The 25,453-nt window shown below is 63.4% G+C and carries 20 protein-coding genes; 17 read left to right on the top strand and 3 right to left on the bottom strand.

The genetic code is table 11. The features are described from left to right. Positions 1–4 precede the first annotated feature (4 nt). Together E8L22_RS07735 and E8L22_RS07730 are read right to left on the bottom strand one after the other, a co-directional pair. Positions 5–1,267, bottom strand: coding sequence for a glycerate kinase type-2 family protein (locus E8L22_RS07735; RefSeq protein ID WP_136524598.1), 1,263 nt, complete (start codon positions 1,265–1,267; stop codon positions 5–7). 303 nt (positions 1,268–1,570) lie between these two features. Continuing rightward, complete coding sequence (locus E8L22_RS07730; RefSeq protein ID WP_136524597.1) at positions 1,571–1,969, bottom strand: hypothetical protein; 399 nt, start codon at positions 1,967–1,969, stop codon at positions 1,571–1,573. A 533-nt stretch (positions 1,970–2,502) separates the two neighbouring features. On the opposite strand from E8L22_RS07730, the gene E8L22_RS07725 reads away from it, so the two are divergent. From E8L22_RS07725 to E8L22_RS07700, 6 genes are all read left to right on the top strand, one after another. Then, on the top strand, positions 2,503–3,261 hold the full coding sequence (locus E8L22_RS07725; protein ID WP_136524596.1) for a substrate-binding domain-containing protein: 759 nt from the start codon (positions 2,503–2,505) through the stop codon (positions 3,259–3,261). Positions 3,262–3,307: 46 nt separating this feature from the next. Then, entirely contained in the window at positions 3,308–5,758 is a 2,451-nt protein-coding gene (locus E8L22_RS07720) for a methyl-accepting chemotaxis protein (protein ID WP_136524595.1), read from the top strand. Between the two features lie 69 nt (positions 5,759–5,827). After that, entirely contained in the window at positions 5,828–6,505 is a 678-nt protein-coding gene (locus tag E8L22_RS07715; RefSeq protein ID WP_135869365.1) for a heavy metal response regulator transcription factor, read from the top strand. After that, a complete protein-coding gene (locus E8L22_RS07710) occupies positions 6,480–7,934 on the top strand; it encodes a heavy metal sensor histidine kinase (RefSeq protein WP_136524594.1) in 1,455 nt (484 codons plus the stop codon). Before E8L22_RS07715 ends, E8L22_RS07710 begins: the two co-directional genes overlap by 26 nt. A 2-nt stretch (positions 7,935–7,936) precedes the next feature. Then, positions 7,937–10,156 carry a hybrid sensor histidine kinase/response regulator gene (locus E8L22_RS07705; RefSeq protein ID WP_136524593.1) on the top strand — a complete coding sequence of 740 codons (2,220 nt, stop codon included), beginning with the start codon at positions 7,937–7,939 and terminating at the stop codon, positions 10,154–10,156. Positions 10,157–10,268: 112 nt separating this feature from the next. Then, positions 10,269–12,173, top strand: coding sequence for an LTA synthase family protein (locus tag E8L22_RS07700; RefSeq protein WP_136524592.1), 1,905 nt, complete (start codon positions 10,269–10,271; stop codon positions 12,171–12,173). 215 nt (positions 12,174–12,388) lie between these two features. On the opposite strand, the gene E8L22_RS07695 is transcribed toward E8L22_RS07700, so the two are convergent. Continuing rightward, the gene (locus E8L22_RS07695; protein ID WP_136524591.1) at positions 12,389–13,141 is read right to left on the bottom strand and encodes an SDR family oxidoreductase; all 753 of its coding nucleotides are present in this window, start codon (positions 13,139–13,141) and stop codon (positions 12,389–12,391) included. 141 nt (positions 13,142–13,282) lie between these two features. On the opposite strand from E8L22_RS07695, the gene E8L22_RS07690 reads away from it, so the two are divergent. The 11 genes from E8L22_RS07690 to alaS all read left to right on the top strand — a co-directional run bounded on the left by E8L22_RS07690 (position 13,283) and on the right by alaS (position 25,417). Beyond that, on the top strand, positions 13,283–13,576 hold the full coding sequence (locus E8L22_RS07690) for a BrnT family toxin (protein WP_136524846.1): 294 nt from the start codon (positions 13,283–13,285) through the stop codon (positions 13,574–13,576). Continuing rightward, positions 13,524–13,829, top strand: a complete 306-nt coding sequence (locus E8L22_RS07685; protein ID WP_136524590.1) for a BrnA antitoxin family protein — start codon at positions 13,524–13,526, stop codon at positions 13,827–13,829. Before E8L22_RS07690 ends, E8L22_RS07685 begins: the two co-directional genes overlap by 53 nt. A 195-nt stretch (positions 13,830–14,024) precedes the next feature. After that, positions 14,025–14,780, top strand: coding sequence for a nickel pincer cofactor biosynthesis protein LarB (gene larB, locus E8L22_RS07680; RefSeq protein WP_136524589.1), 756 nt, complete (start codon positions 14,025–14,027; stop codon positions 14,778–14,780). Next, the gene (gene larC, locus E8L22_RS07675; protein ID WP_136524588.1) at positions 14,777–15,934 is read left to right on the top strand and encodes a nickel pincer cofactor biosynthesis protein LarC; all 1,158 of its coding nucleotides are present in this window, start codon (positions 14,777–14,779) and stop codon (positions 15,932–15,934) included. The genes larB and larC overlap by 4 nt, the downstream gene beginning before the upstream one ends. Next, positions 15,931–16,383, top strand: coding sequence for a phosphatidylglycerophosphatase A family protein (locus E8L22_RS07670; protein WP_136524587.1), 453 nt, complete (start codon positions 15,931–15,933; stop codon positions 16,381–16,383). The genes larC and E8L22_RS07670 overlap by 4 nt, the downstream gene beginning before the upstream one ends. Continuing rightward, positions 16,380–17,606, top strand: a complete 1,227-nt coding sequence (locus E8L22_RS07665) for a competence/damage-inducible protein A (protein ID WP_136524586.1) — start codon at positions 16,380–16,382, stop codon at positions 17,604–17,606. Before E8L22_RS07670 ends, E8L22_RS07665 begins: the two co-directional genes overlap by 4 nt. 46 nt (positions 17,607–17,652) lie before the next feature. Further along, on the top strand, positions 17,653–19,626 hold the full coding sequence (locus E8L22_RS07660) for a sensor histidine kinase (RefSeq protein WP_136524585.1): 1,974 nt from the start codon (positions 17,653–17,655) through the stop codon (positions 19,624–19,626). Between the two features lie 252 nt (positions 19,627–19,878). Then, a complete protein-coding gene (gene recA, locus E8L22_RS07655) occupies positions 19,879–20,892 on the top strand; it encodes a recombinase RecA (protein WP_129124682.1) in 1,014 nt (337 codons plus the stop codon). Between the two features lie 3 nt (positions 20,893–20,895). Continuing rightward, positions 20,896–22,053: a type IV pilus twitching motility protein PilT gene (locus tag E8L22_RS07650; protein ID WP_136524584.1), complete on the top strand. Its 1,158-nt coding sequence runs from the start codon at positions 20,896–20,898 to the stop codon at positions 22,051–22,053. Next, positions 22,054–22,515, top strand: coding sequence for a regulatory protein RecX (locus E8L22_RS07645; protein ID WP_136524583.1), 462 nt, complete (start codon positions 22,054–22,056; stop codon positions 22,513–22,515). 274 nt (positions 22,516–22,789) lie between these two features. Next, positions 22,790–25,417, top strand: coding sequence for an alanine--tRNA ligase (gene alaS / locus E8L22_RS07640; protein WP_136524582.1), 2,628 nt, complete (start codon positions 22,790–22,792; stop codon positions 25,415–25,417). Positions 25,418–25,453 lie beyond the last annotated feature (36 nt).

The raw sequence follows: 25,453 nt of genomic DNA, 5'->3' as shown, positions 1-25,453 counted from the left end.
CCTGCTACCCGGTCACCAGTATCGCCCTGAAGTCGTTCACGTTGGTGAGGGTGGGGCCGGTGACCAGACTTTCCCCCAGAGCCTCGAAGAAACCGTGTCCGTCGTTGTCGTCCAGGCGCGCCCTCGGGTTGATCCCCAAACTCCATGCCCTTTTAAGCAGTTCCGGCGTCACGAATCCCCCCGCGACCTCCTCCTGCCCGTCCACACCATCGGTGTCACCGGCGAGGGCATAGATCCCTTTCGCGCCATCAAGTGCCACCGCCAGGGCGAGCAGGAACTCCACGTTGCGCCCGCCGCGCCCTTTACCCTTCACCGTAACCGTCGTTTCGCCTCCGGAGAGGAGCACGCAGGGGGCTTGAAAAGGTTCGGCGCGACGCGCGACCTGCAGGGCAAGCCCGGCCATGACCTTGCCGACCTCGCGCGCCTCCCCCTCTATCCTGTCGCTCAGGATGTACGCGGCGACCCCCTCCCGGCGCGCCGTTTCCGCCGCTGCTTCCAAGGCGCCCTGCGGCGTGGCGACGAGCCGGAATTCCGCGCGCGCAAGGCGCGGGTCCCCCGGCTTGACCGACTCGCCGCGCGCGGAGCCGAGGCATTGAAGCAGGTGGTCGGGCAGCTTGATGCCGTAGCGGTCGATGACGGCAAGCGCATCGGCGCAGGTGGTCGGATCTGCAACGGTGGGGCCGGAGGCGATGTCGGTCGGGCCGTCGCCCGGCACGTCGGAGATGGCAAGGGTAACGACGCGCGCCGGATGACAGGCGGCGGCAAGCCGTCCCCCTTTGACGGCGGAGAGATGACGCCGGACGCAGTTGATCTCGGAGATGCTCGCGCCGCAGGCGAGCAGGGCGCGACCCAACTCCTGTTTTTCCTCGAGGGTCACGCCCGGGAGGGGGAGCGGCAGGAGCGCGGAGCCGCCGCCGGAGATGAGGCAGACGACGAGGTCGTCGGGGGTAAGGCGGTCCACCAGTTCGAGCATGCGCCTTGCGGCGCCTCGGCCGGCCTCGTCCGGAACGGGGTGTGCGGCGCTCACGATCTCGATGCGGAGACAGGGGACCTCGTAGCCGTAGCGCGTGACCACGAGGCCGGCGGAGATCTCGCCGGGCCATGCCTCCTCGAAGGCGCGCGCCATGGCGGCGGACGCCTTGCCGGCACCGATCACGACAACTCTCCCGCGGGGAAGCTCGGGGAGATGGGCCTTCAGGCAATGCTCCGGCAGAGCGGAACGGACGGCGGCTTGGAACATCCTCTCAAGCAGTTGGCGCGGCTCCATCGTCTCCTCCTAGGGTCGGATTGAGCATAGATACAACAGCGGGGCGCGCTGTGCAACTGCTAACGCGCTGCCGTGGCGCGCTGCTACCCGTCAGCGGCGTGCCTCTGCTTGTGGACCTTATGGACCTTGTGGACCTTGTGGACCTTATGGACCTTGTGGACCTTGTGGACCTTGTGGACCTTGTGGACCTTGTGGACGGTGGACCAGGTGCAGGTGCGGGTGCAGAGTGCTGGGGGGGGGGGGAGGCGGAGAAGAGGCCTGCCGCGCTTTCGGCAGGCCTCGCGCAAGGGGAACACTACCGCGTCAGTAACTCTCCTTCCTGATCCAGCCGTACTTCTCGCCGGCGTAGAAATGTCCGTGGCAGGAGCACGGCCCGTTGTCGTAGATGGCCACCACCTGCACCTCGCCGCATACCGGGCATGGGGGGGTAGGACGTTCTCTTCTTTTCGCCTCCTCCCTGAGTCCTGCAAGCTGCCCCTCCAGCATCTCGATACGAGTAACCAGCTCCCGGTCAAGCAGGTGTTCCAGACAGCCCTGCACGCCGCATATCCCCTCTTTGCCGTCGATCAGAACGGGATGCGGGCAATCGGTACAGGTGCAGTCGGCCCTGAAGTTCCCGCACAGAGGGCAGCGGTTTTCCTTGATCTCCGGCAAGGAGAAACATCCCGCCGGGTAGATCCAGCTCATTATGGAACGGCTCATGGCTCTCCTCCTGGCCTAAAGGGCATCCGTCAACAACATTAGAATCCTTGCATAAAAACACTTAAATGCAACCAGAGCCTGCATCGACAGCATCAAAAGCGGAACTCGACTCGTCCCCGTACCCAGGCACGCAGCAATCGCCCGCTTTTTCAGCCATGTCGCAGATACACGATTGACGCCTGCAGGTCGAGATAAAGTGCTGCAGCGCTGTCAGTTTCAGGCGTCTGAATAAAGAAGTCACCCTCCCCGCTTTGCCGCATCACCGTATACGCTATCAGATGATATTAATATTTCTAAAGTCTCACTATACCAATGACGAATAGCTTTTAGTCATCCCGCTGGCGGCCTCATTCACACACCGCACCAAATCATTCAGAGAGAGGAGCAGCTATGAGAACAAAGCCAAACCGGCAGTCGTGTTGCCTTCCGTGCCGGCCGCCCTCTCATGATCATCAAAGTCAGGCCATCGGACAAGATCCGGCGGCTCGAGGAGCAGCACACACCTGCAATACAAAACCATAAGGAGGGAAGCGATGAAGAAAAGGTTGATCAGTCTCACTGTCGCAGCATCGATGGTCTTTTGCGGAGCCGCCTTCGGCGAGGAAATCAAGGTGGGTGGAGGGGGCGCCCCGATCGACGGCTATCTGAAGCCGGTGAAGGAGGCCTTCGAGAAGAGCACCGGCATCACCATCAACCTGAACTTCAGCAGCGCAACCCTCGCCTTGAAGCAGTTGATGGCTGGCGAACTGGACGCTTCCGCAGCCGGGCTCGCCTACGAAGACCTAGTGAAGACAGCCGGTAAGGAGAACATCCAGGTTCCCCAGCCCTCCGCGTACGTCGCGAGCGTGATCGGCGCAAGCAAGATCTACACGGTCACCCACAAGGACAACCCGGTCGCCGCCCTTTCCATGGAGCAACTGAAGGGGATCTTCACCGGCAAGATCACCAACTGGAAGGAGGTAGGGGGCAACGACGCCCCAGTGCTGATCGTACTTTCCTCGATCAACCCCGCCACCAACGCCGCCTTCAAAAAGCTCGCCATGGCAGACGCCCCGTTCGCCGCGGACGTGGTGGATGCGGGGCGTTTCGAGGACGTGCGCGAGAAGGTTGCCGCGAATCCCGAGGCCATAGCCTTCGGACCGGTCACCATGGTGGACGCCACCATCAAGACGGTGAAGACCCCAGACGTGGCGCGCCCGGTCATCCTGGTCACCAAGGGGGAACCGACCCCGAAGGTCCGCAAGCTCATCGCCTTCATAAACGGCGAGGGGCAGAAGTACATCAGGCAGTAGGGTGATGCACCAGGGAGAGGACTTCAGCGCAAGGACGGAGTGAATGATGACCATCAAGACCAAACTTACCCTCAACGTAATCATCGTGATCCTGATCGTCGCCGGGGTCGCCATCGCCAGCATCGTCGGCATGCGCTTCGTCGATAGCAAACTGAAGGACCTCACCCAGCGCAGCACCCCGTTCCAGATGAGAACCGTGGAGTTCCAGCGCCAGATCCAGGAAGCAACGGCTGACCTCATCAAGGTCAGCGCATCCAGAAACCGCAGCGAGTTCCAGAACGCGAAGGCAGAGGCGGAGAAGACGCTCGCACAGGTGGCGACCGGGCAGGAGGCGCTGCAGGCCCTCTCCGGCGACGTGAAGCTGGAGGCTCACGAGGCCTTGGCCGGCATAGCCACGGAACTCTTCACGGTTACCTCTGGGAAATTGAAGGCAGAAGAGGACGCCACCACGGCCAACAAGGCGATAAACGATCGGCTCCTTGAGGCAACTACCCGCCTCAAGGAGCTCGATGCCAAGATCAAGGGGCTACAGTCGACGAGCTCCAGTTCCTACAGCAGATCGGTGACGGAAACAAAGAACGTCTCGGACCGCGCCCGCAGCGTGGAGGCGCTGAAGCTTACCATGAAGGACTTCCACCTCGGGCTTTTGGAAGTCAGCAAGGCGTCCACCAGAAAAGGCGTCCTCATCTCCCAGGCAAAGTGCAACACCGCCATGAGCAAGGCCCTGCAAAACGAAGCCGCCAAAAGTTCCAGCGGCATCTCGAACGACCTCAAATACCTGAACGCCAGGATCGTCCCGTTCGGCAAGGCCCAAGGCGCGACCCTCGACCCCGGCGTCACCGATACCTCGGCGCGGGACCAGCTCTTCTCCGAGATTATCCAGAAGATGAATGCGGTGAACCTGGTGCTCGAGCAGGAGTCCGCCATGGCCACCGATACCCTCGGCTCGGAGACACGCAAGCAGGCCTCCTATTTCGGTAACTCCACCGTCGCCACCGGGGTGATGGCGAACAACTCGGAACTCCTTTCCCTTGGCCTCAAGGTGGACGGCCTCGCCTCGCGCCTTTTCACCGCGACGAGCGCCAAGGACGTCGACGCGATCGAAGGCGAATTGAACGGGCTGTTCAGCCGCATAGGACAGGTGGACGCCCAGCTCTCCCGGTCGCTCGTAAAACTGAACGCGCGCACCGAGACCGCGCTGCTGCACCAGGCGGAGGGGGCCCTCGGCACGGTGAAGGGACTCCTCTTCGTGAAGGACGGGGTGCTCTCGAAGATCCGCAACCGCCTGGACATGGAGGTAAAGGCGACGGCCGCCATGGGCAAGCTGCGCGAGATCGTTCAGAAACAGGCGGAAAGCGGGCAAAAGACGGTGAGCGTGGCCCAGGTGGACCAGGAAAAGGCGATCACGACGGTGAACAGGATGGTCCGCTTCTCGACCCTGCTGATCGGCGCCATCAGCCTCGGGGCCATCCTCTTCGGGATCGTCTTCGGTGTTTGGGTCTACCGCTCCATATCGCAGCCGCTCGCCCAACTGCTCGGGGTGTCTCAGGCGGTGGCCAAGGGTGACCTGTCGGTCCGCATCGACACCAACAACGGCGACGAGGTGGGCAAGGTCCAGCTCGCCATGGGAGAGATGGTGAACAACCTGCGCGGCATGGTCGGGAAGATAAAGGACGCGACCCAAAGCCTCGCCAGCAGCTCCGAGGAACTTTCCGCGACGGCCGTTGCCCTCGAGCGGGGCGCCGAAGAGCAGAGCACGCGCATCGACCAGTCCGCCACCGCCATGACCGAGATGACGCAGACCACGGTGGAGGTGGCGAAGAATTCGACGGATACCTCCGACGCCGCGGTGCAGATGAAGGGGATCGCCGACCGGGGCAAGGTGGCGATGCAGACAACGGCGCGGGAGCTCGACCGGTTCGCCGAATCGGTGAAGGAGGCCGCCCAGAAGGTGGAATCTCTCGGCAAACAGTCCGAGGAAATCAGCGACGTGGTGACCCTCATAAACGACATCGCGAACCAGACGAACCTCCTTGCGCTCAACGCGGCGATCGAGGCGGCGCGCGCCGGCGAACAGGGGCGCGGCTTCGCGGTGGTGGCCGACAACGTGCGCGAACTCGCCGAACGGACCGCGACGGCGACCCAGGAGATATCGCAGACCGTCAAGACCATGCAGAACAGCGTCAGGGACTCCGTCGCCTTCATGCACGAAGAGCGGGAGTCGGTGGTGACGGTGCAGGGGCAGGTGCAGCAGACCCTGGTCGCCATCGGGGAGATCGTGAACTACGTCGAGCAGGTGGCCGACATGGTGCAGAGGATCGCCGTAGCCGCCGAGGAGCAGTCGTCGACCAGCGAGGAGGTCTCGAAAAACATGGACGGCATCCACACCATCGCCAGGGAGCTCAGGAGTTCCTTCACCGACATAAGCCATTCGTCGGGGGGGCTGTCGCAACTCGCCACGGAGTTGAACGGCATGGTGGGATGGTTCAGGGTGTAAGAAGTTATCGCTCTCCGCGCGCCGATGATATATACTCGACCGGCAAACTCATGAAAGGCTGGGAGTAAGATGCGCATCCTCATCATCGAAGACGAGCAAAAGGCCGCCAATTACCTCAAGAAAGGCCTTACCGAAAACGGCTTCAGCGTCGACATCGCCAACGACGGCGAGGACGGGCTGCACCTCGCCATGACGGAAAGTTACGACCTCATCATCCTGGACGTCATGCTCCCGGTAAAGGGTGGCTGGGCCATCATCGAGGAGCTGCGCGCGGCGGGCAACGACGTCCCGGTCATCTTCCTTTCCGCGCGCGACGCGGTGCATGACCGGGTGCACGGCCTGGAGCTCGGGGCGGACGACTACCTGGTGAAGCCGTACGCCTTCTCGGAGCTGCTTGCCCGCATCAGGATCATACTGCGCCGCCACCCGCTGCAACAGTCCGAACTTTTGAGGATGGCAGACCTCGAACTCGACATGGTACGCCACAAGGCACGTCGGGCGGGTCAATCGCTCGACCTCACCGCAAAGGAGTTCCAACTGCTTACCCTTATGCTGCGGCGCCGCAGCGAGGTACTCTCGCGCACCACGATATCGGAGCAGGTCTGGGGGATCAATTTCGACAGCGACACCAACGTGGTCGACGTCGCCATCAGAAGGCTCAGGAAGAAGGTGGATGACCCCTTCACGCTGAAGCTCATCCACACCATCAGGGGGGTCGGCTATGTCATCGACGAAGAAGCGTCCTGACCGCCCCCGCGCCATCTCGCTTACCGCCCGCCTGGTCGGCTTCTACTTCGTCGCGACGCTTTTGATCCTTTTGTGCACGAACTGGTTCCAGTTCAAGCGGCTATCCAAGGACCTCGACTACGAGGACAACGACTTCCTTGTCGAGCGCATCGTCAACTTGAGGGACATCATCGCCCGTCATCCCGACGCGCTCAAAGACCAGATGCCCGCCAACAAGCCGGGACAGCAAAGCCACCACCTGGTGCGCATCCAGGACGCGGAGGGGCGTACCCTGCTGCAGTCCCACGGGATAGAGACCATTCCGGTGGACCTCTTCCCGCCTGCGGTGACCAGCAGCGAGAAGATCGGCCGCGGCGTCAAGTATCGCGCCGGGAAAAAGAAGCACTACCTGCTGAACGCCGCCTGGGCCGGGCGCAACGACGACCCACATTACCGGCTGGTACAGGTCGCCCTGGACATCACCGAGGACGACGCCCTCATGTCCAAGTACCTGATCCGGACCGCGTCTTCGGTGGTGATCGGGCTGGTGCTCGCCGCCGTGCTCGGGGTCATCATCGCGCACAGGGGGCTCAGACCTCTCAAGGAGATGGCGGACAAGCTCTCCGGCATCACCGAGGCCGACCTGCACCAGCGCACCCGGATGGTGGGCTCGCCGCGTGAACTGGAAGAACTTGCGGTCGCCCTGGACGCGATGCTGGAGCGGCTCGAGGAATCCTTCGGCCGCCTATCGGAATTTTCCGCCAACCTCGCCCACGAACTGCGCACCCCGATCAACAACCTGCGCGGCGAGGCGGAGGTCGCCCTTTCCCGTGCCCGCTCCGAGGACGAGTACCGCCGCATCATCGAGTCCGCCATTGAAGAGTACGAGCGGCTCTCCCGCATGGTGGTGGACATCCTGTTCCTGGCGCGCCCGGACCGTTCCTATCAGCCGGAGCTGATCGACGTCCGCGCCGAGGTGGAGCGGCTGGCAGACTACTACGGCAACGTGGCGGACGAGGATAACACCGTCATCGTCATCGAGGGGGAGGGGGAGGCCTGCGTCGACCCGCACCTGTTCCAGCGCGCCGTGGGGAACCTGATCTCAAACGCCCTGCATTACACGAAGAAGTTCGGCGAGATCAGGGTGATGCTAAGGCCGCTCTCCGACGGGGGGCTCGAGCTGATCATCGAGGACGACGGCATGGGAGTGGACCCGGCTGAGCTCCCGCGCGTCTTCGACCGTTTCTACCGCTCGCCCCAGGCACGCCAGGTCTACAACCAGGGAAGCGGGCTGGGGCTCGCCATCGTCCGCTCCATCATGAGCCTGCACGGCGGCACCGTCTCGATGGCGAGCGCTCCCGGCAAGGGAACGGCGGTTACCCTCGGCTTTCCTCCTCCCCGCCCGGGGTGCCGCGCGCATGAATGCGCACCGGCAGCACAGGAAGTATGACGATGTTCACGCGCCTGCGCCAAAATCGAAGGGAAACGGTACGGATCGTCGCCATCTACGCCGTCTTCGGCCTCGCCTGGATCTACGGATCGGACACGGTCCTTGACTGGCTCTTCGACGACCGGCAGATGCTGATGCGGATCGCCGTCGCCAAGGGCTTTCTCTTCATCCTCTGCACCGCGACCCTTCTCTACGTCTTAATCGACCGATACCTCAACGCCGTGGCTGCGGCCGACGGCGCCCGCCTGCAAAGCCTGGAAACCCTGAACCAGAGAAACGCCCACCTGCGACTGTTCTTCGAGTACGCCCCGGTGTCGCTGGCGATGTTCGACCGCGAGATGCGCTACCTGCAGGTGAGCCGCCGCTGGCTCGCCATGTACGGCCTGGGTGACGGCGACGTCCTCGGTCGCTCGCACTACGAGGTGTTCCCCGAGATCTCCGAACGCTGGAAGGAGTTCCACCGCCGCGGACTCGCCGGCGAGATCCTCTCGGAGGAAGCTGATGAATTCGTCAGGGGGGACGGGGCGGTACAGTACGTGAGGTGGGAGATCCGCCCCTGGTATGACGCGGCCGGAGAGGTCGGCGGCATCCTCATCTTCACCGAGGACATCACCGAAAGAAAGCGCTTCGAAAACGCCCTGAGCGCGAACGAGCGCTTCCTGCGCCTTATGACCGAGCAGTTGCCGGGCATGGTCTGCTACTGGGACAGCGATCTCACCTGCCGCTTCGCGAACCGCGAATACCGGCAGTGGGTCGGTAAAGACGCCGAAGATATCATCGGCAAGGGGATGAACGAAATCCTCGGGCCGGAGCTCGCCGGGCAGAACGAGCCGCATGCGCGAGCCGCCCTCGCGGGGGAGCCGCAGCACTTCCAGAGGACCACCGTCCGGGGAGGGGAGACCTGGTACCACTGGGCCCATTACATCCCCGACACCGTGGATGGGAACGTCCGCGGTTTCTACGTTTTGATCTCGGACCTGACCGAGCTGAAACGCGCCGAGAAGGAGAAGGCTGCCCTGGAGGCGCAGTTGCAGCAGGCCCAGAAGATGGAGTCGGTGGGAAGGCTTGCAGGCGGTGTGGCCCACGACTTCAACAACCTCCTTACCGTCATCATGGGGCTCGCCCAGTTGGGGGCACGGGAACTGCCGCCCGAGCATCCGGCACGGTCCCGCTTCGAAGGCATCCGTCAGGCCGCGGACAAATCGGCGGCTCTTACCAGCCAGCTCCTCGGTTTCGCCCGCAGGCAGACCATCGCGCCGAGGGTTCTGGACCTGAACGGGGCCGTGGAGCAGATGCTCAAGATGCTGAAGCGCCTGGTGGGTGAGGACATTGACCTCGCCTGGGGACCCGGGGCGGAGCTGTGGCGGGTCTGCATGGACCCTTCCCAACTGGACCAGATTGTCGCCAACCTCTGCGTCAACGCCCGCGACGCCATCGTCGACGTCGGCAAGATCACCATCGAAACCCGCAACGTCGTCTTCGACACCGACTACTGCAACGCCCACTTCGGCTTCGTCCCCGGCGACTACGTCATGCTCGCCGTGAGCGACGACGGCTGCGGCATGGACCACGAGACCCTCTCCCACATCTTCGAACCGTTCTTCTCGACTAAGGACGTGGGACGCGGGACCGGGCTGGGCCTCGCCACCGTGTACGGCATAGTCAGGCAAAACAGCGGCTTCATCAACACTTACAGCGAGCCGGGCAAGGGAACCACCTTCAAGATTTACATGCCGCGGCACCGGGGGGACGAGGCGGGACCGCTCGCCGAGCCGACCGCCGCCAAGGAGACCCGGGGGAACGAGACCATCCTGATCGTGGAGGACGAGCCGAGCATCCGCGACGTGGCGGTGTCGTTCCTCGCCTTGCAGGGGTACCAGGTCATCTCCGCCAAGACCCCTTCCGAGGCGCTGGAATTAGCCGGCGAGAACGGGCGGCAGATCGACCTCATCGTCACCGACGTGGTCATGCCCGAGATGAACGGGCGGGAGCTGGCGCGCAGGCTGCAGCCGCTCTGCCCGAAAGCTAAGTGCCTCTTCATGTCCGGCTACACCGCCAACGTGATTGCCCACCATGGCGTGCTGGAGAAGGGGGTGAACTTCATCTCGAAGCCTTTCTCCATGACCGACCTCGCCGTGAAGGTGCGTGAAGTGATCGATGCGTCCCCGCCCCCCCCTGCGGATGCCCCTTCGCTGGGCGAGGGGCCGGAAGGGGAAGCATAAGGGCGCAAGGGGCCGCACAGATGACAAAAATGTCATCTCTCTGCAATCTTTCGGAAAGGCGCCTTGTCGTATGCTTTGTGGCGCAGTATCACGACAATTGTGAGGTTAATACATGCCGCAACGCCGACTGGGCCTTGTCGCCCTTGTCTCCTGCACCTTCCTTTCAGTAAACGCCGCTATCCGCATCATGCTCCTCAGCATGGCCCCCAAAGGGTCGGGCCTGAAGCTTTCCCTCATCCTCAAGGCCGCCTGCACCGGGTTCTACTTCGACCTGGCTACGCTCGCTTACGCCCTCATACCGCTGGCGCTCTACTTAATCGTCATGCCGCGCCGGGTGACGACGCACCGCTGGCATGTCTGGGGCGTGCGGGTGCTCTTCGCGCTGTTCGTAAGCGTGCTGGTCTTCGACATCTGCGCCGAGTACCTCTTCTTCGATGAATTCGGTACACGCTTCAACTTCATCGCCGTCGACTACCTGCTCTACACCACCGAGGTTATCGGCAACATCAAGGAGTCGTATCCCCTCCCGGTGATCTTCTCGGGCATCGCAACGGTCGCCGTTGCGGCTTCCTGGTTTCTGCGCAGGGCCATCGCCCGTGGCGCCGAGGTCACCTTCAACGGCACATACCACAAGATCGGCGCCGTGCTGCTCATCGCTCCGCTTCTCTCCTACGGCGTGGTCAACATCTCGCAATCGGCGATCTCACAGAACAACTTCGCCAACGAGATCGCCGGCAACGGGGTCTACAACCTCTTCGCCGCGTTCGTGAACAACGAGCTTTCCTTTACGAGGTTCTACCGCACCCTGCCTCAGGACAAGGTGAACGCGCGCTTGAGGACCCTGGTGGCCGAGAGAAACAACCGCTTCGCCGACCCTAAGTCCGAGCGCTTCACCAGGGAGATCCGCGGCGAAGGTCCGGAAAAACGGCTTAACCTGGTGGTGATCACCGAGGAGAGCCTCTCCGGCGAATACCTGGGCGTCTTCGGCAACAAAGACCACCTGACGCCGAACCTGGACCGCCTTGCCTCCCAGTCGCTTCTTTTCACCAACCTCTACGCCAACGGCACCCGCACCATCCGCGGCCTGGAGGCGCTCACCCTCTCCATCCCCCCCCTGCCGGGGACGTCGATCGTCAAACGTCCGAACAACGGCGGGTTCCGCTCCTGGGGTGAAATCCTGAACGGCAAGGGATACGAGTCCAAGTTCATCTACGCGGGGCACGGCTACTTCGACAACATGAACGCCTTCTTCTCCGGCAACGGTTACTCGATCGTGGACCGTCAGGACTTCGCCAAGAACGAGGTGACCTTTTCCAACGTCTGGGGGGTATGCGACGAGGACCTCTTCCGCAAGGTGATCCGCGAGGGGGACAAATCTTACGCCGCGAAGAAGCCCTTCTTCTCCATGGTGATGACCACCTCGAACCATCGCCCCTTCACCTACCCCGCCGGCCGCATCGACATCCCTTCGAAAAGCGGTGGCAGAAAGGGCGGGGTCAAATACGCCGATTACGCGATCGGCAGGCTCGTGGCCGAAGCGAGCAGCAAGCCGTGGTTCAAGGACACCGTCTTCGTCATCGTCGCGGACCACTGCGCGAGCAGCGCGGGGAAAACGGACATCCCGATCAAGAAGTACGAGATCCCGCTCCTCGTCTACTCCCCGGCCCACGTGAAACCCGCGCGCGTCGACAGGATGATGAGCCAGATCGACGTGGCACCGACCGTCCTCGGCCTGATGAATATGAGCTATAAGAGTGACTTCCTTGGGCGGGACGTACTGAAGGATTCCAAAGAGGCCCCGCGCGCCTTTGTGTCGACCTATCAGAAGCTTGGGTACCTCACCGAGGACAGGCTCCTCGTGCTCGGCCCCCAGCAGTACGCGGCACAATACAAGGTGGACAGAAAGAGCGGCAAAGCGCAAGCAGAGCCGGTCTCGGACGCCATGCTGACCGACATGCTCGCCTACTACCAGGGGGCGGATTACCTCTACCAGCACAGGCTGAACCGGATACGCTAGCGGAATCGAAACTGGATGGAAACTTCTGGGTACGGCATCTAGCCGTACCCTTTTTTCTTTTCCTCGGCACCGCCATTTATTGTGAAGTTACCGACGTGGACCTCGGTCTCGCCGACCGCTTCTTCGATTTCTCCGCCGCCCCTGTACCTGCCGTACGGGTATCTGCCGACCGCACCACAGGCTAAAGTTCCCCTTGCTGCGGCGCCACTGAGGCGCTAGTCGGCGTAGATCATCTTGCGGGTCATGCCGCCGTCGACGACGAAGTTCTGGCCGGTGATGAAGCCCGCCCGGGTCGAGGCAAGGCAAGCGACCAGTTCCGCGATGTCGTCAGCGCGTCCCACCCGGCCGACCGGGTGCTGGGCGTGATCGGCGGGGCTTAGCTCCGACTCCGCACCGTTGTGGATCCACCCCGGACTGACGCAGTTCACCCGCACCTCCGGCCCGAGGCTCATGGCAAGGGCGTGGGTGAGCGCCACGACGCCCCCCTTGCTTGCCGAGTACGCCTCGGTGTCCGCCTCCGACTGCAGGGCACGGGTCGAAGAGATGTTGACGATGCTGCCGCGGCTTTTCTTCAAATGCGGCACCGCGTGCTTCGCGCAGAGGAACACGCCGGTCAGGTTGGTGGCGATGACCCGGCTCCACTGCTCAAGCGGTAGCTCGTGCACGGGAGCGGCGTGGGCGCCCGCGAGCGCGGCGTTGTTCACCAGCAGATCGAGCAGGCCGAAGCGGGCGACGCTCCGCTCTACCATGGAGAGCACCGACTGCTCGTCCGAGACGTCCGCCTGCAGGGCAAGCAGACGCTCCGGCGCGGCGAGGCCATCCGCGGCAGCATCCGCCGACGCCCCGTCGATATCCGCCAGCACCACCGCATACCCCTCCGAAAGCAGCTTTTTAGCGATCCCGTAACCGATACCGCGCCCCGCACCCGTCACGAGCGCCACCTTCATCCCGTTTTCCTTGTCTCCCATATCCCTCCTCCTTTCCGGCTCAAACAGGCTCAAAAGCTACAACAGGGGGAGCCGGTTCGCAAACATAAATGCGATATAACCCCTTCCCAGGGTAGCCGCCACTTGACTGTAATTACACACGTACATACAATAAGGCAGGGAATGAAGCTCGATTGGGATGAGAGAAAAGGCGCGCTAAACCTGGTGAAGCATGGCTGCGACTTTGCCGACGCAGCTGAGATCTTTCAGGGAAACCACCTCGAGATCAGGGATGAACGCAGAGACTATGGAGAACCCCGCTTCATTGTCATGGGCTGCATCAAAAACCGCGTAATGGTTGCCGTGTACACTTGCAGGGGCACCGACACCATACGGATAATTTCACTGAGAAAGGCGAACATACGTGAAAAAGAGAGATTCGAAAACGCCGTCGCAAACAGACTGGGCAAGGGTTGATGCAATCAGGGAAGAGGAAATCGACTACTCGGACATTCCGGAACTGGGAGATGATTTCTTCGAGAAAGCTACCTTGACCCCCGCCAAGCAGGCCATCACGATACGGCTTGATTCCGACGTGGTGACATGGCTCAAGGAAGGCGGAAAAGGGTATCAGACGCGGGCCAACCGGATCCTGCGCAGCGTGATGGAGGCACAGAGAAAGAGAGACGGCGTGAGTGCGCCTTCCAGGAAAGGAACAAGGCCTTCCTGAGTCTGGCATCGGCCCCATCCCCATAGGCATTTCCCCTTTTAGCACGGCGATTTGTCACACCACCCCCGTATCAGCGGCCTGCTTTGTCAGAAAAATCCCCCATCCCTGCCAAAATCACATTTTTTAGCAGCGTAGCGGCAGTTTCTATGCTAGCCTTAATGCTATTTTCCAACCTGCGGAGGCAGTACCAGATTCATGCAAAGCAAAACGATTGAGAAGATACTGCAGGACGTGCGAGACGGCTCGGTAGACGTAGCGAACGCCCTGGAGAAACTGAAGCACCTCCCCTTCGAGGACCTGGGCTGCGCCACGGTGGACCACCACCGCACGTTGCGCCAGGGCTTCCCTGAAGTCATCTTCGGACAGGGCAAGAGTATCCCCCAGATGCGCACCATCATCCAGGCGCTGCTCGAGAAAGGCGGCAACGTCCTCGCGACGCGGGTGAACCGCGCCAAAGGGGCGAAGCTCATGGAGTCCTTCCCCCAGGCGGTCTACCATGCCGACGCGCGCGCGCTCACCATCGAGCAGCACCCGGTGGAGCGGCGCGGAAGGGGCAAGGTGCTCGTGGTCTGCGCCGGCACCTCCGACATCCCGGTGGCGGCCGAGGCGGTGCTCACCGCAGAGCTCATGGGGAACGAGGTGGAGAAGGTCTACGACGTGGGGGTGGCCGGCCTGCACCGGCTGCTGGCGCGCCGTGGGACGCTCTCCGAGGCCGCGGTGATCATCGTGGTGGCCGGCATGGAGGGGGCGCTCCCCTCGGTGGTGGGTGGGCTCGTGGACAAGCCGGTAATCGCCGTCCCTACCTCGGTCGGCTACGGCGCCTCCTTCGGCGGGGTCGCCGCCCTGCTCGGGATGCTGAACTCCTGCGCCGCCGGGGTGACCGTGGTGAACATAGACAACGGCTTCGGGGCGGCCTACGCCGCGAGCCTCATGAACAGGGTGCACGGATGAGGGTTCTATATTTCGACTGTTTCGCCGGTATCGCAGGCGACATGACCGTGGCCGCCATGATCGAGCTCGGGCTTCCCCTAGAGACGCTGCAACGGGAGCTCTCCGCGCTCCCCCTCTCGGGTTACACCCTGGAGTCGCACAAAACGGAACGCCACGGCGTCGCCGGCACCTCCTTCAAGGTGACCTGCATCGAGTCGGATCAACCGCACCGCCACTACAGCGGCATCGCAGCGATGATCGATAAATCCGGGCTGAAGCCCCGGGTGAAGGAGCTTGCCGGGCGCATCTTCCTCAAACTCGCCCAGGCCGAGTCCGCCGTGCATGGGGTGCCTCTCGAACGGGTGCACTTCCACGAGGTGGGCGCCATCGACTCCATCGTGGACATCGTCGGAACCGCCATCGGCCTCGACTACCTCGGGATCGAACGGGTCTGCGCCTCGGCGCTCCCCTACGGGCGCGGCTTCGTGAAGACGGCGCACGGCCTTCTCCCGGTACCAGCCCCGGCCACCGCGAGGCTCATGGAGGGGATTCCCGTCGGCCCGGACATCGGCGAAGGTGAGCGGGTGACGCCGACCGGCGCTGCCATCGTCGCGGCACTCGCCGACCGCTTCGGCGCCCCACCGGCTATGACCGTGAAAGGGACCGGCTACGGTGCTGGGGAGAAGGATTTTCCGGAACTGCCGAACCTGCTTCGTCTGGTGCTCGGTGAGGAGGCAACGCCCGGCGCGGCGCAGGAGGTGCTGGTCCTCGAGACCCACATCGACGACATGCCCGCAGAGATCTTCGGCTTCCTGATGGAGCGGCTCATGGAGGCCGGCGCCCTCGACGTCGCCTTCTCCCCTCTGCAGATGAAGAAGAACCGCCCGGGGACCCGGCTCACCGTCATCGCGAAACCGGCCGACCTCGAGCGCCTCTCAGCAATCGTGTTATCCGAGTCGAGCGCCATCGGCCTTCGCTACTATCCCGCGAACCGCATCGTCGCGCAGCGCCGCGTGGAGAGCCGCGAGACCTCCGTCGGGCGCGTGTCCGTCAAGGTGCTGGGGGACGGGCGGGTGACGCCGGAATACGATTCGTGCCGCGCCGTCGCGCTGGAAAAGGGGATGCCGCTCATCGACGTGTACCGCATCGTGGAAAGGGAGTGCAGCAAGGGATGAAAAAATTCGTAATCGTTTCAGCCACCTGGTTCGGCACCGGCTTCGCCCCCTTTGCCTCGGGGACGGTCGGGACCGCGGGGGCGATCCCTTTCTTCCTGCTCCTGTCGCGCATGCCGCTGTCGCTCTACCTTCTGACCACGGTGGCCTTCACCGTTTTCGCCTGCTGGGCCGCCGGTTTCGGCGAGGAGCTTTGGGGCGAGCACGACTCCGGAAAGATCGTCATCGACGAGGTGGCGGGGTATCTCGTCACCATGATCGCGGTCCCCGCCACCTGGATCGGGGTGCTCACCGGCTTCGTCATGTTCCGCATCTTCGACATCGTCAAGCCGCAGCCGGCGCGCTGGTTCGACCGGTCGCTCAAAAACGGCTACGGCGTGGTGATGGACGACATCGTGGCCGGGATCTACGCCTGCGCTGCGACGCACCTCGCACTGAGGTTCCTGCCGTGAGGGTATCCGTCCTCTCCATAGGCGACGAGCTCCTCTCCGGCGAGGTGGTGGACACGAACGCGGCCCACATCGCGGACCGGCTCTACGAAGCCGGCGCGCGCGTTTTCCGGCACGTCACCGTCCCGGACGACGAGGATGCCATCGTTGAGGCGATTCTCGAGCTTGCCGGGTCAAGTGACGCGGTGATCGCCACCGGCGGACTCGGCCCCACCCCTGACGACTACACGGCGCAGGCGGCGGCCCGTGCCGCGGGGGTACCGCTCGAGCTCTCGCAGGAGGCCCTCGACCATCTCGCCCGCTTCGAGGAAAGGATCGCCAGGCCGCTGCACCCGTCCAACAAGCGCCAGGCCCTTGTGCCGCGCGGGTGCCGCCTGATCCCGAACCCACTCGGCACCGCCTGCGGTTTCACGGTTGGCATCAGGGGCGCGGAGATCTCCTTCCTCCCCGGTGTCCCGTTCGAGATGGAGCGGATGCTTGCCGACACGGTCCTCCCGGCGTTGGGGAAAAGGCTTCCCGCGCCGTGGCGGCGGATCACCCTGAGACTTTTCGGCATTCCCGAGGCGGCCATAGCGGAGCGCCTGGAAGGGGCCTTGTCCGGCGGCGGCCCGGTGCAGCTTGCCTACTGCGTGAAGTACCCGGAGATCCACGTGATCCTGCGGGCCGCGGCAGCCGACGCGGCGCTTCTCGAGACGACGGCGGCTGCGGTGCGGGAGCGCCTTGCGGAATTTCTTTTCGCCGAAGACGGCGACACCATGGACTGCGTACTCGCACGGCTTTTCCGGGAGAAGAAGGTGACGCTCTCCCTCGCCGAATCCTGCACCGGCGGGATGATCGCCTCCCGGATCACCGCCATGGCAGGGAGCTCCGCGTACTTCCTCGAGGGGAACGTAACCTACAGCAACGAGGCGAAGACACGCATGCTCGGCGTGCCGGCCGAGCTCATCGAACAGCACGGCGCCGTGAGCGCGGAAGTGGCGCGCGCCATGGCCGAAGGTGCCCGAAAGGCTGCGGGCAGCGACCTCGCCGTTTCGGTGACCGGCATCGCCGGCCCCGATGGCGGCACGGCGGAAAAACCGGTCGGCACCGTGTACATCGGCATCGCCGACGCCACCGGCTGCCGCGCCGAACGTTTCAATTTCCAGGGAGACCGGACCCGCGTCCGCTCCATCACCACCTTTACCGCGCTGGATTGGCTGCGCAAACACCTCCTCACCCTCCATTAGGTAAACCGGGCGCCGACAAGCGTCCCATCACACCAGGGGGATCGCCGTGCACTTTGCACCGCTCCTACTCATAGTCGCCTGCGAGCTGCTGCTCCTTTTGATCGAGCAGTACACGCCGCTGCCGGGGTGGCTCCACTTCAGCGTCTCCGTGTCGCTGGCGACGGTGCTCCTTTGCTTCGTGGCGCTATTCAGGCAGCGCCAGGCGAGCATGGTGGACGGGCTGCGCCGCGAGATCGACGAGATGCAGCAGGAGGCGCTAAAGAGCGCCCGGCGCTACAAGAGCCTCCTCGAGGGGGCGGGCAACGCGATATTCATCTTCCACGTGAAGACGGGGCTGCTGCAGGAAGAAAACCGCCTTGGGCGTGAGCTCATCGGTTTCAGCAAGGAGGAGCTCGCCTCCATGGAGGTGCGCGACATCTTCGCCACTTCCGAACACGACCGGCTGCGCACCTTCATCTATCAGCTCGTGCGCCAGGGGGAGGCGGACTGGGACTGCGCCCAGATGAAGAGAAAGGACGGCTCCCTCTTCATGGGCGAGATAAACGCCCGCCTCATCGACCTGGGCGACGAGCAGGTGGCGCACTGTCTTTTGCGCGACATCACGGAAAAGCGGCGCACCGAGCACGAGATCTGGCAGAGAAACCGCGAGCTCTCCATCCTCAACAACATGCTTGCCAGCATGAGCCAGGGGACCGACCTGAAAACGATGCAGGAGGAGACCCTCCTCGAGCTGATGGAGCGTTTCGATGCCGAGGGTGGGACGCTGCACCTCTCAACGCCGGAGGCCCCCTCCCCCGCCCTTTGCGCCTCGCGACAGGCCCCAGCCGAACTGGAGCGGGTCATCACGGAGAGCGTGGAGGGTGGCCCTGAACGGTTGAGCGAAGTCAGCGTCGCGCCGCTTCAGGACGCCTGCAACGGCTGGGGGAGCCTCACCTCGATCCCGATCCGCTCGCAGGAGCGCCTTTTGGGCTTCATCCATCTCATCCACCGCGTCCCGCACAACTACGGCCCGAAGGAGCTCCGCTTCCTTGAGAGCGTCGGCAGGCAGATGGGGAACATCATCGAGCAGGTGCGGCTTTTCGACGAGCTCAAGTGGAAGAGCGAGGAGCTGCTCCGCTCGCACCGCCTTTTGGAGAGGAGCAGCCACAGCCTTTCCCTCTCTGAGACGAAACTCAAGCAGAACCTCGCCCTCATTGAACAGGCGCATCAGGAGCAGACCCGCCTGGATCGCATGAAGAACCAGTTCCTCGGGATGGTTTCCCACGAGTTCAACACGCCGCTCACCAGCATCGTGGCGGGCGTCGACCACCTGCTGCAGCAGGAATGGGTCTCCCAGGAAGACGCCTGCCAGGTGCTCGAGATGGTGCGCGACGGGAGCCTGCGCCTGAAGGCCCTGGTCGCCGATCTTTTGAAGCTGATCCGACTGGAGGCGCGCAGGGATGGGCTCGAGACGAGCGCCATCCACCTGCGCATGCTGCTCGAAAATCTCCTGGACCAGCTCCAGCCGCTCTTCGAGGAGCGCGGGCAGGCGATCACCCTGCGCGAACTCGATCATCTCCCCTTCTTCCAGGGGGACTGCACCTACCTGGAGCGGGTCTTCTACGAGCTTTTGCTGAACGCGATCCGCTTCAGCCCCGAAGGGGGCGAGATCGTGGTGACCGGCCGCGTCGTCGACCACGAGGCCCTCTCGGTGCGCTCCGGCACGCTCACCCGCTTCAACCCCGAGTTCCTGAGGCGCTGCGGCGAACGCTGCTATCTGGAGGTCGAGGTGCGCGACGGCGGCATCGGCATTCCGCTGGACGAGCAGCAGCGCGTCTTCGAGATCTTCTACGAGGTAGGCGAGATCCGGCACCACTCGAGCGGGCGGCGGCAGGGACGCGGGGCCGGGCTGGGGCTTGCCATCGTCAAGGGGATGGTCGAGGCGCACGGCGGCATGGTCTGGGTGGAGAGCGGCGATGGGAGTTCCTTCTTCCTCGTGCTCCCGCTCGAGCAGGAACTTATCCAGCCTGCTTTGTTTTAGAACCCGTTCTATGTTCTACGTCTAAGTTCTACGTTGCAGGCTCGTGGGGCAAGCGCGCAGGAAAATGGACGCCGACGCAAAGCGGAACCCCGATTTTTTAAGGTTCAACGTAGAACGTAGAACATAGAACGTAGAACCATGTCGTCGATCGTGCCCTTGAACCTTGCGTTTGCGGTTTTACTTGTGCTATGTGTGATGGGCTGAAAACCCAGACCCAAAAACCGCCTGGAAAGGCGAAGGAGATATAAAACGATGCTCGATAAGGAAAAAGCGGAAAAGGCCCTGGACCTGGCGATGAGCCAGATTGAGAAACAGTTCGGCAAAGGGGCCATCATGAGGCTGGGCAACGAGGAGGCGCTCCCGGACGTGGCGGCCATCCCGACCGGCTCCCTCTCTCTGGACCTGGCGCTTGGGGTGGGGGGCGTCCCCCGCGGCCGCGTCATCGAGATCTTCGGACCGGAATCCTCCGGTAAAACCACCCTCGCCCTGCACGTCATCGCCGAGGCCCAGAAACTGGGCGGCATCGCCGCCTTCGTCGACGCGGAGCACGCCCTCGACATCGGCTACGCGAGAAAGCTCGGCGTCAAGACCGACGACCTCCTCGTCTCGCAGCCGGACACCGGCGAGCAGGCACTCGAGATCGCCGAGACCCTGGTGCGCTCCGGCGCCATCGACGTCCTCGTCGTCGACTCCGTCGCCGCGCTGGTTCCGAAGGCGGAGATCGAGGGGGACATGGGTGACTCGCACATGGGCCTGCAGGCACGCCTCATGTCCCAGGCGCTCAGGAAACTCACCGGCATCATCTCGAAGTCAAACTGCTGCGTCATCTTCATCAACCAGATCAGGATGAAGATCGGCGTCATGTTCGGCAACCCCGAGACCACCACCGGCGGCAACGCCCTCAAGTTCTACGCCTCCGTGCGCATGGACATCAGGAAGATCGCGGCGCTCAAGCAGGGCAACGACATGATCGGCTCGAGAACCCGCGTGAAGGTGGTGAAGAACAAGGTGGCCCCCCCGTTCAAGGAGGTCGAATTCGACATCCTCTACGGCGAGGGTATCTCCAAGGAAGGCGACGTCCTCGACTTAGCCGTTGAGCGCAACGTCGTCGAAAAGAGTGGCGCCTGGTTCTCATACGGCAAGGAGCGCATCGGCCAGGGTCGCGAGAACTCCCGACTGTTCCTAAAGGAGCACCCGGAGATCCTCGCCGAGATCAGGGAAAAACTCACCGCACCGCAACAAGACGCCGCGTCCGGCGCAGCCTAAGCCATGACCCTCAACGAGATCCTCGGCATAGCCATGAAGGCCAAGGGGTCCGACATCCACCTGAAGGCGGGGCTTCCCCCCATCGTCAGGATCGACGGATCCCTGCGCGCCATCCCCAACGCGGAACGCCTCTCCAGCGAGGCGGTCAGGAACATGGCGTTCTCCATCATGAACGATCGCCAGAAGCGGATCTTCGAGGAGAACTACGAGGTCGACCTCTCCTACGGGGTCCCGGGGCTCGGGCGTTTCCGCGTCAACACCTTCGCCCAACGCGGCACGGTCGCCATGGTGCTGCGCGCCATCCCGATCGCCATCCCCACGCTGGAATCGCTGAACCTGCCGCCGGTCCTTAAAAAGCTCTCCCTCGAGCAGCGCGGCCTGATCCTCGTCACCGGCACCACCGGCTCCGGCAAGTCCACAACGCTCGCCTCCATGATCGACTACATCAACGAGCACAGGACCTGCAACATCATCACCATCGAGGACCCGGTCGAGTACCTGCACAAGGACAAGAAGAGCCTCATCAGCCAGCGCGAGGTCGGCTTCGACACGCTCACCTTCGGCAAGGCGCTGACCTCGGCCTTGAGGCAGGACCCGGACGTCATCCTGGTCGGCGAGATGCGCGATTACGAGACCATCGAGACGGCACTCACCGCGGCCGAGACGGGGCACCTGGTGCTCTCCACGCTGCACACCCTGGACGCCGCAGAGACCGTCAACCGCGTCATCTCCGTCTTCCCCCCCTTCCACCAGAGACAGGTGAGGATGCAGCTCGCGGGGATCCTGAGAGGGGTCATCTCGCAGCGCCTGGTGCCGCGCATGGACGGCAAGGGGCGCGTCCCCGCGGTCGAGGTCATGATCGGCACCGCCCGCATCAGGGACTGCATCGACGACAAGGAGAAGACGAAGCAGATCCCGGAGGCCATCGCCCAGGGGCATACGACCTACGGCATGCAGACCTTCGACCAGTCGCTCATGCAGCTCTTGACCAGGAAACTCATCACCTACGAAGAGGCCATGCGCCAGTCGAGCAACCCCGACGACTTCGCCCTCAAGGTATCCGGCATCTCGTCCACCTCGGACTCCAACTGGGACACCTTCACCGACGAGGCAGCTCCGGCGGAGGGTGGCGACAAGGAGCTGGTCATCGAGAAGTACTAGGTGCAGCGCGGCACGGCGCTCGACTGCTGTCTGCGGCTTCTCACCCTGCGCGACCACTCCGAGGCGGAGCTTAGAAAGAAGCTTTCCGGCAAGGGGTACGAGGAAGGGGAGAGCGAGGCGGCGGTGGCCCGGATGAAGGAGCTCGGCTACCTGGACGATCTGCGCTTCGCGCGCACCTTCGCCTCGTCGGCGCTTCGAAACGGCAGAGGGGTCGGCCCGCGGCTCAAGCTGGAACTAGCCAAGCGCGGCGTGGCCGGACCAATCGTGAGCCAGGTGCTTGAAGAGCTTTCCGGTGAGTACAGCGAGCGGGAGCTCCTGGTACAGACCATCGAGCGGCGCTATCCCGGCTTCGACCCGGCGTCCGCAAGCGACAAGGAAAAGCGGCGCATCATCGGTTACCTGCAGAGGAAGGGGTTTTCCCTCTCCGCGATCTTCAGGGAGCTGAGGGCGCAGGAGGATTGAAAGGCGGGAAGGTTCTTCAGGGAATAGCGGGGATCGCTGATTACAGCTGCCACTAAGCGCTGCTCGCGCCGAAGCGTCCCCCCCTTTGCGAAGGGGGAGCCTGCCCCCCGTAGCCTTTGCGAAGGGGGGACAGGGGGGATTTGCCTCTGCCGCCCCCGCAAAATCCCCCTAAATCCCCCTTCGCAAAGGGGGACTTTAACCTTCCCTTCCCAAGGTGAGAGAAGGCTGCTTGAACAAACATGGTTTAGATATTCCATTTCAGTTGAGGTTTTTTATGACAGGCAAAGAGATCCGGGCGCAGTTCTTCAACTTTTTTCAGAAAAAGGGTCACACCCTGGTGGAGAGCTCGAACCTCATCCCCAAAAACGATCCCACCCTGCTTTTCACCAACGCGGGGATGAACCAGTTCAAGGACGTCTTCCTGGGCCTTGAAAAACGCGACTACATCCGCGCCGTATCCTCGCAGAAATGCGTCCGTGCCGGCGGCAAACATAACGACCTCGAAAACGTCGGCCGCACCGCACGCCACCACACCTTCTTCGAGATGCTCGGCAACTTTTCCTTCGGCGACTACTTCAAGAAGGACGCGATCGCCTATGCCTGGGAATTCCTCACCGTTGAGCTCGGCCTTTCCAAGGACCGCCTCTACGTGACGGTGTACAACGACGACGACGAGGCGGCGGACATCTGGCACAACCAGGAAGGGGTGCCGCGCGAGCGCATCTACCGTTTCGGCGAGAAGGACAACTTCTGGTCCATGGGGGACACCGGCCCCTGCGGCCCCTGCTCCGAGATCTTCTGGGACAACGGCCCCGGCACCGGATGCGGCTCCCCCGACTGCGCCGTCGGCTGCGACTGCGACCGTTACATGGAGATCTGGAACAACGTCTTCATGCAGTTCAACCGCGACAAGGATGGCACCATGACGCCGCTCCCCAAACCCTCGGTCGATACCGGCATGGGCCTTGAGCGCATCTCCGCGGTCATGCAGGGGGTCACCTCCAACTACGACACCGATCTGCTGCAGGGGATCATCCGCCACATCGAGACCATCTGCGGCAAGAAGTACCGCGACGACGAGAAAGACGACGTCTCCATGCGCGTCATCGCCGACCACTCCCGCGCCACCACCTTCCTCATCTGCGACGGCGTGCTTCCCTCCAACGAGGGGCGCGGCTACGTGCTGCGCCGCATCATGCGCCGCGCCGCCCGCCACGGTAAGATGCTGGGGGTCTCCGAGCCGATGCTCTACCGCGTGGTCGACGCCGTCAACATGATGATGGGCGATGCGTACCCGGAACTGCTCGAGCGCGAGAATTACGTCAAGAAGGTGATCAAGGCCGAGGAAGAGCGCTTCATCGAGACCCTCGACCGCGGCCTCGCCATACTGAACGAGGAGACCGCTGCGCTCAGGGCCAAGGGTGACAAGGTCCTCTCCGGCGAGGTGATCTTCAAGCTGTACGACACCTTCGGCTTCCCGGTCGACCTCACTGCCGACATCGTCGAGGCTGAAGGGCTCACCCTGGACGAGGACGGCTTCGCCCTCTGCATGGAGAAGCAGCGCGTCAAGGCGAGGGAGAACTGGAAGGGGTCGGGCGAGCAGGGCCTTGCCTCCATCTACAAGGAACTGCACGGCTCCGGCATCGCGAGCGACTTCGTAGGCTACACCGAGCAGACCACCTACTCCACCATCAGCGCCATCGTAAAGGGTGGCGTCCTTGTCGAGGAGGCGAACGCCGGCGACGAGGTCGAGATCATCACCGCGAAGACCCCCTTCTACGGCGAGTCCGGCGGCCAGGCCGGCGATACCGGCAGCATCTCCACCGGTGCCGCGCACATCGAGGTGGAAAGCACCAGCCGCCCCTTCACCGACCTCATCGTGCACCGCGGCAAGGTGGTCTCCGGCAACATCCGTAACGGCGAGGCGGTCGACCTGAAGGTCGCTACCGCAGGGCGCGCCGCCACCGCGCGCAACCACACCGCGACGCACCTTCTGCAGGCAGCCTTAAGGGAAGTGCTGGGCGACCACGTGAAGCAGGCAGGCTCTCTGGTGACCCCGGACCGCCTCCGCTTCGACTTCACCCACTTCAGCCCGATGACCGCCGAGGAGATCCGCAGGGTCGAAACTATCGTGAACGGGCACGTCATGGGTAACGCGCCCGTAGACGCCCGCGAGATGGCGGCAGCCGAGGCGCTTGCCGGCGGGGCCACCGCGCTTTTCGGCGAGAAGTACGGCGACGTGGTGCGCGTGGTACGCGTGGGCGACGTGTCGATGGAGCTTTGCGGCGGCACCCACGTGCACGGCGCGGGCGAGATCGGCTTATTCAAGATCATCTCCGAGGCAGGGATCGCCGCCGGGGTGAGAAGGATCGAGGCGCAGACCGGCAACGGCGCGCTCGCCGTGGTGCACCAGATGGAAGACGAGCAGAGAAGCGTCGCCGCTCTCCTGAAGGCCGAAGGGGTGAGCGTTCTCGACCGCGTCGAGAAGCTCCTCGCGGCCCAGCGCGAACTGCAAAAAGAGCTCGAGGGGCTGCAGGCGAAGATGAACGCCTCCAAGTCCGCCGACCTCATTCAGCAGGTACGCGAGCAAAACGGCGTCAAGATCCTCTCCGTGAAGGTGGACGGCGATGCCAAGGCGATGCGCGAGCTCTCCGACACGCTGAAGGACAGGATCGGCTCCGGTATCATCGTGCTCGGGACCGCCGACGGCGTCAAGGCGAACCTCCTGGTCGCGGTCACCGCCGACCTCACCGCGCGCTGGAAGGCCGGTGACATCATCAAGGCGATCGCACCGATCGTCGGCGGCAACGGCGGCGGCAAGCCCGAGCTCGCCCAGGCCGGCGGCACCAAGCCCGAGAACCTCGCCGAGGCGCTCGAGGCCGTGTACAACATCGTAGGGTAGCAATTACGCACGCAGGTCGATAAATCCAGTAAAAGC

This window comes from Geomonas ferrireducens, assembly GCF_004917065.1.
GTDB lineage: Bacteria > Desulfobacterota > Desulfuromonadia > Geobacterales > Geobacteraceae > Geomonas > Geomonas ferrireducens.
This window is presented reverse-complemented; position numbering and strand designations above follow the sequence as displayed.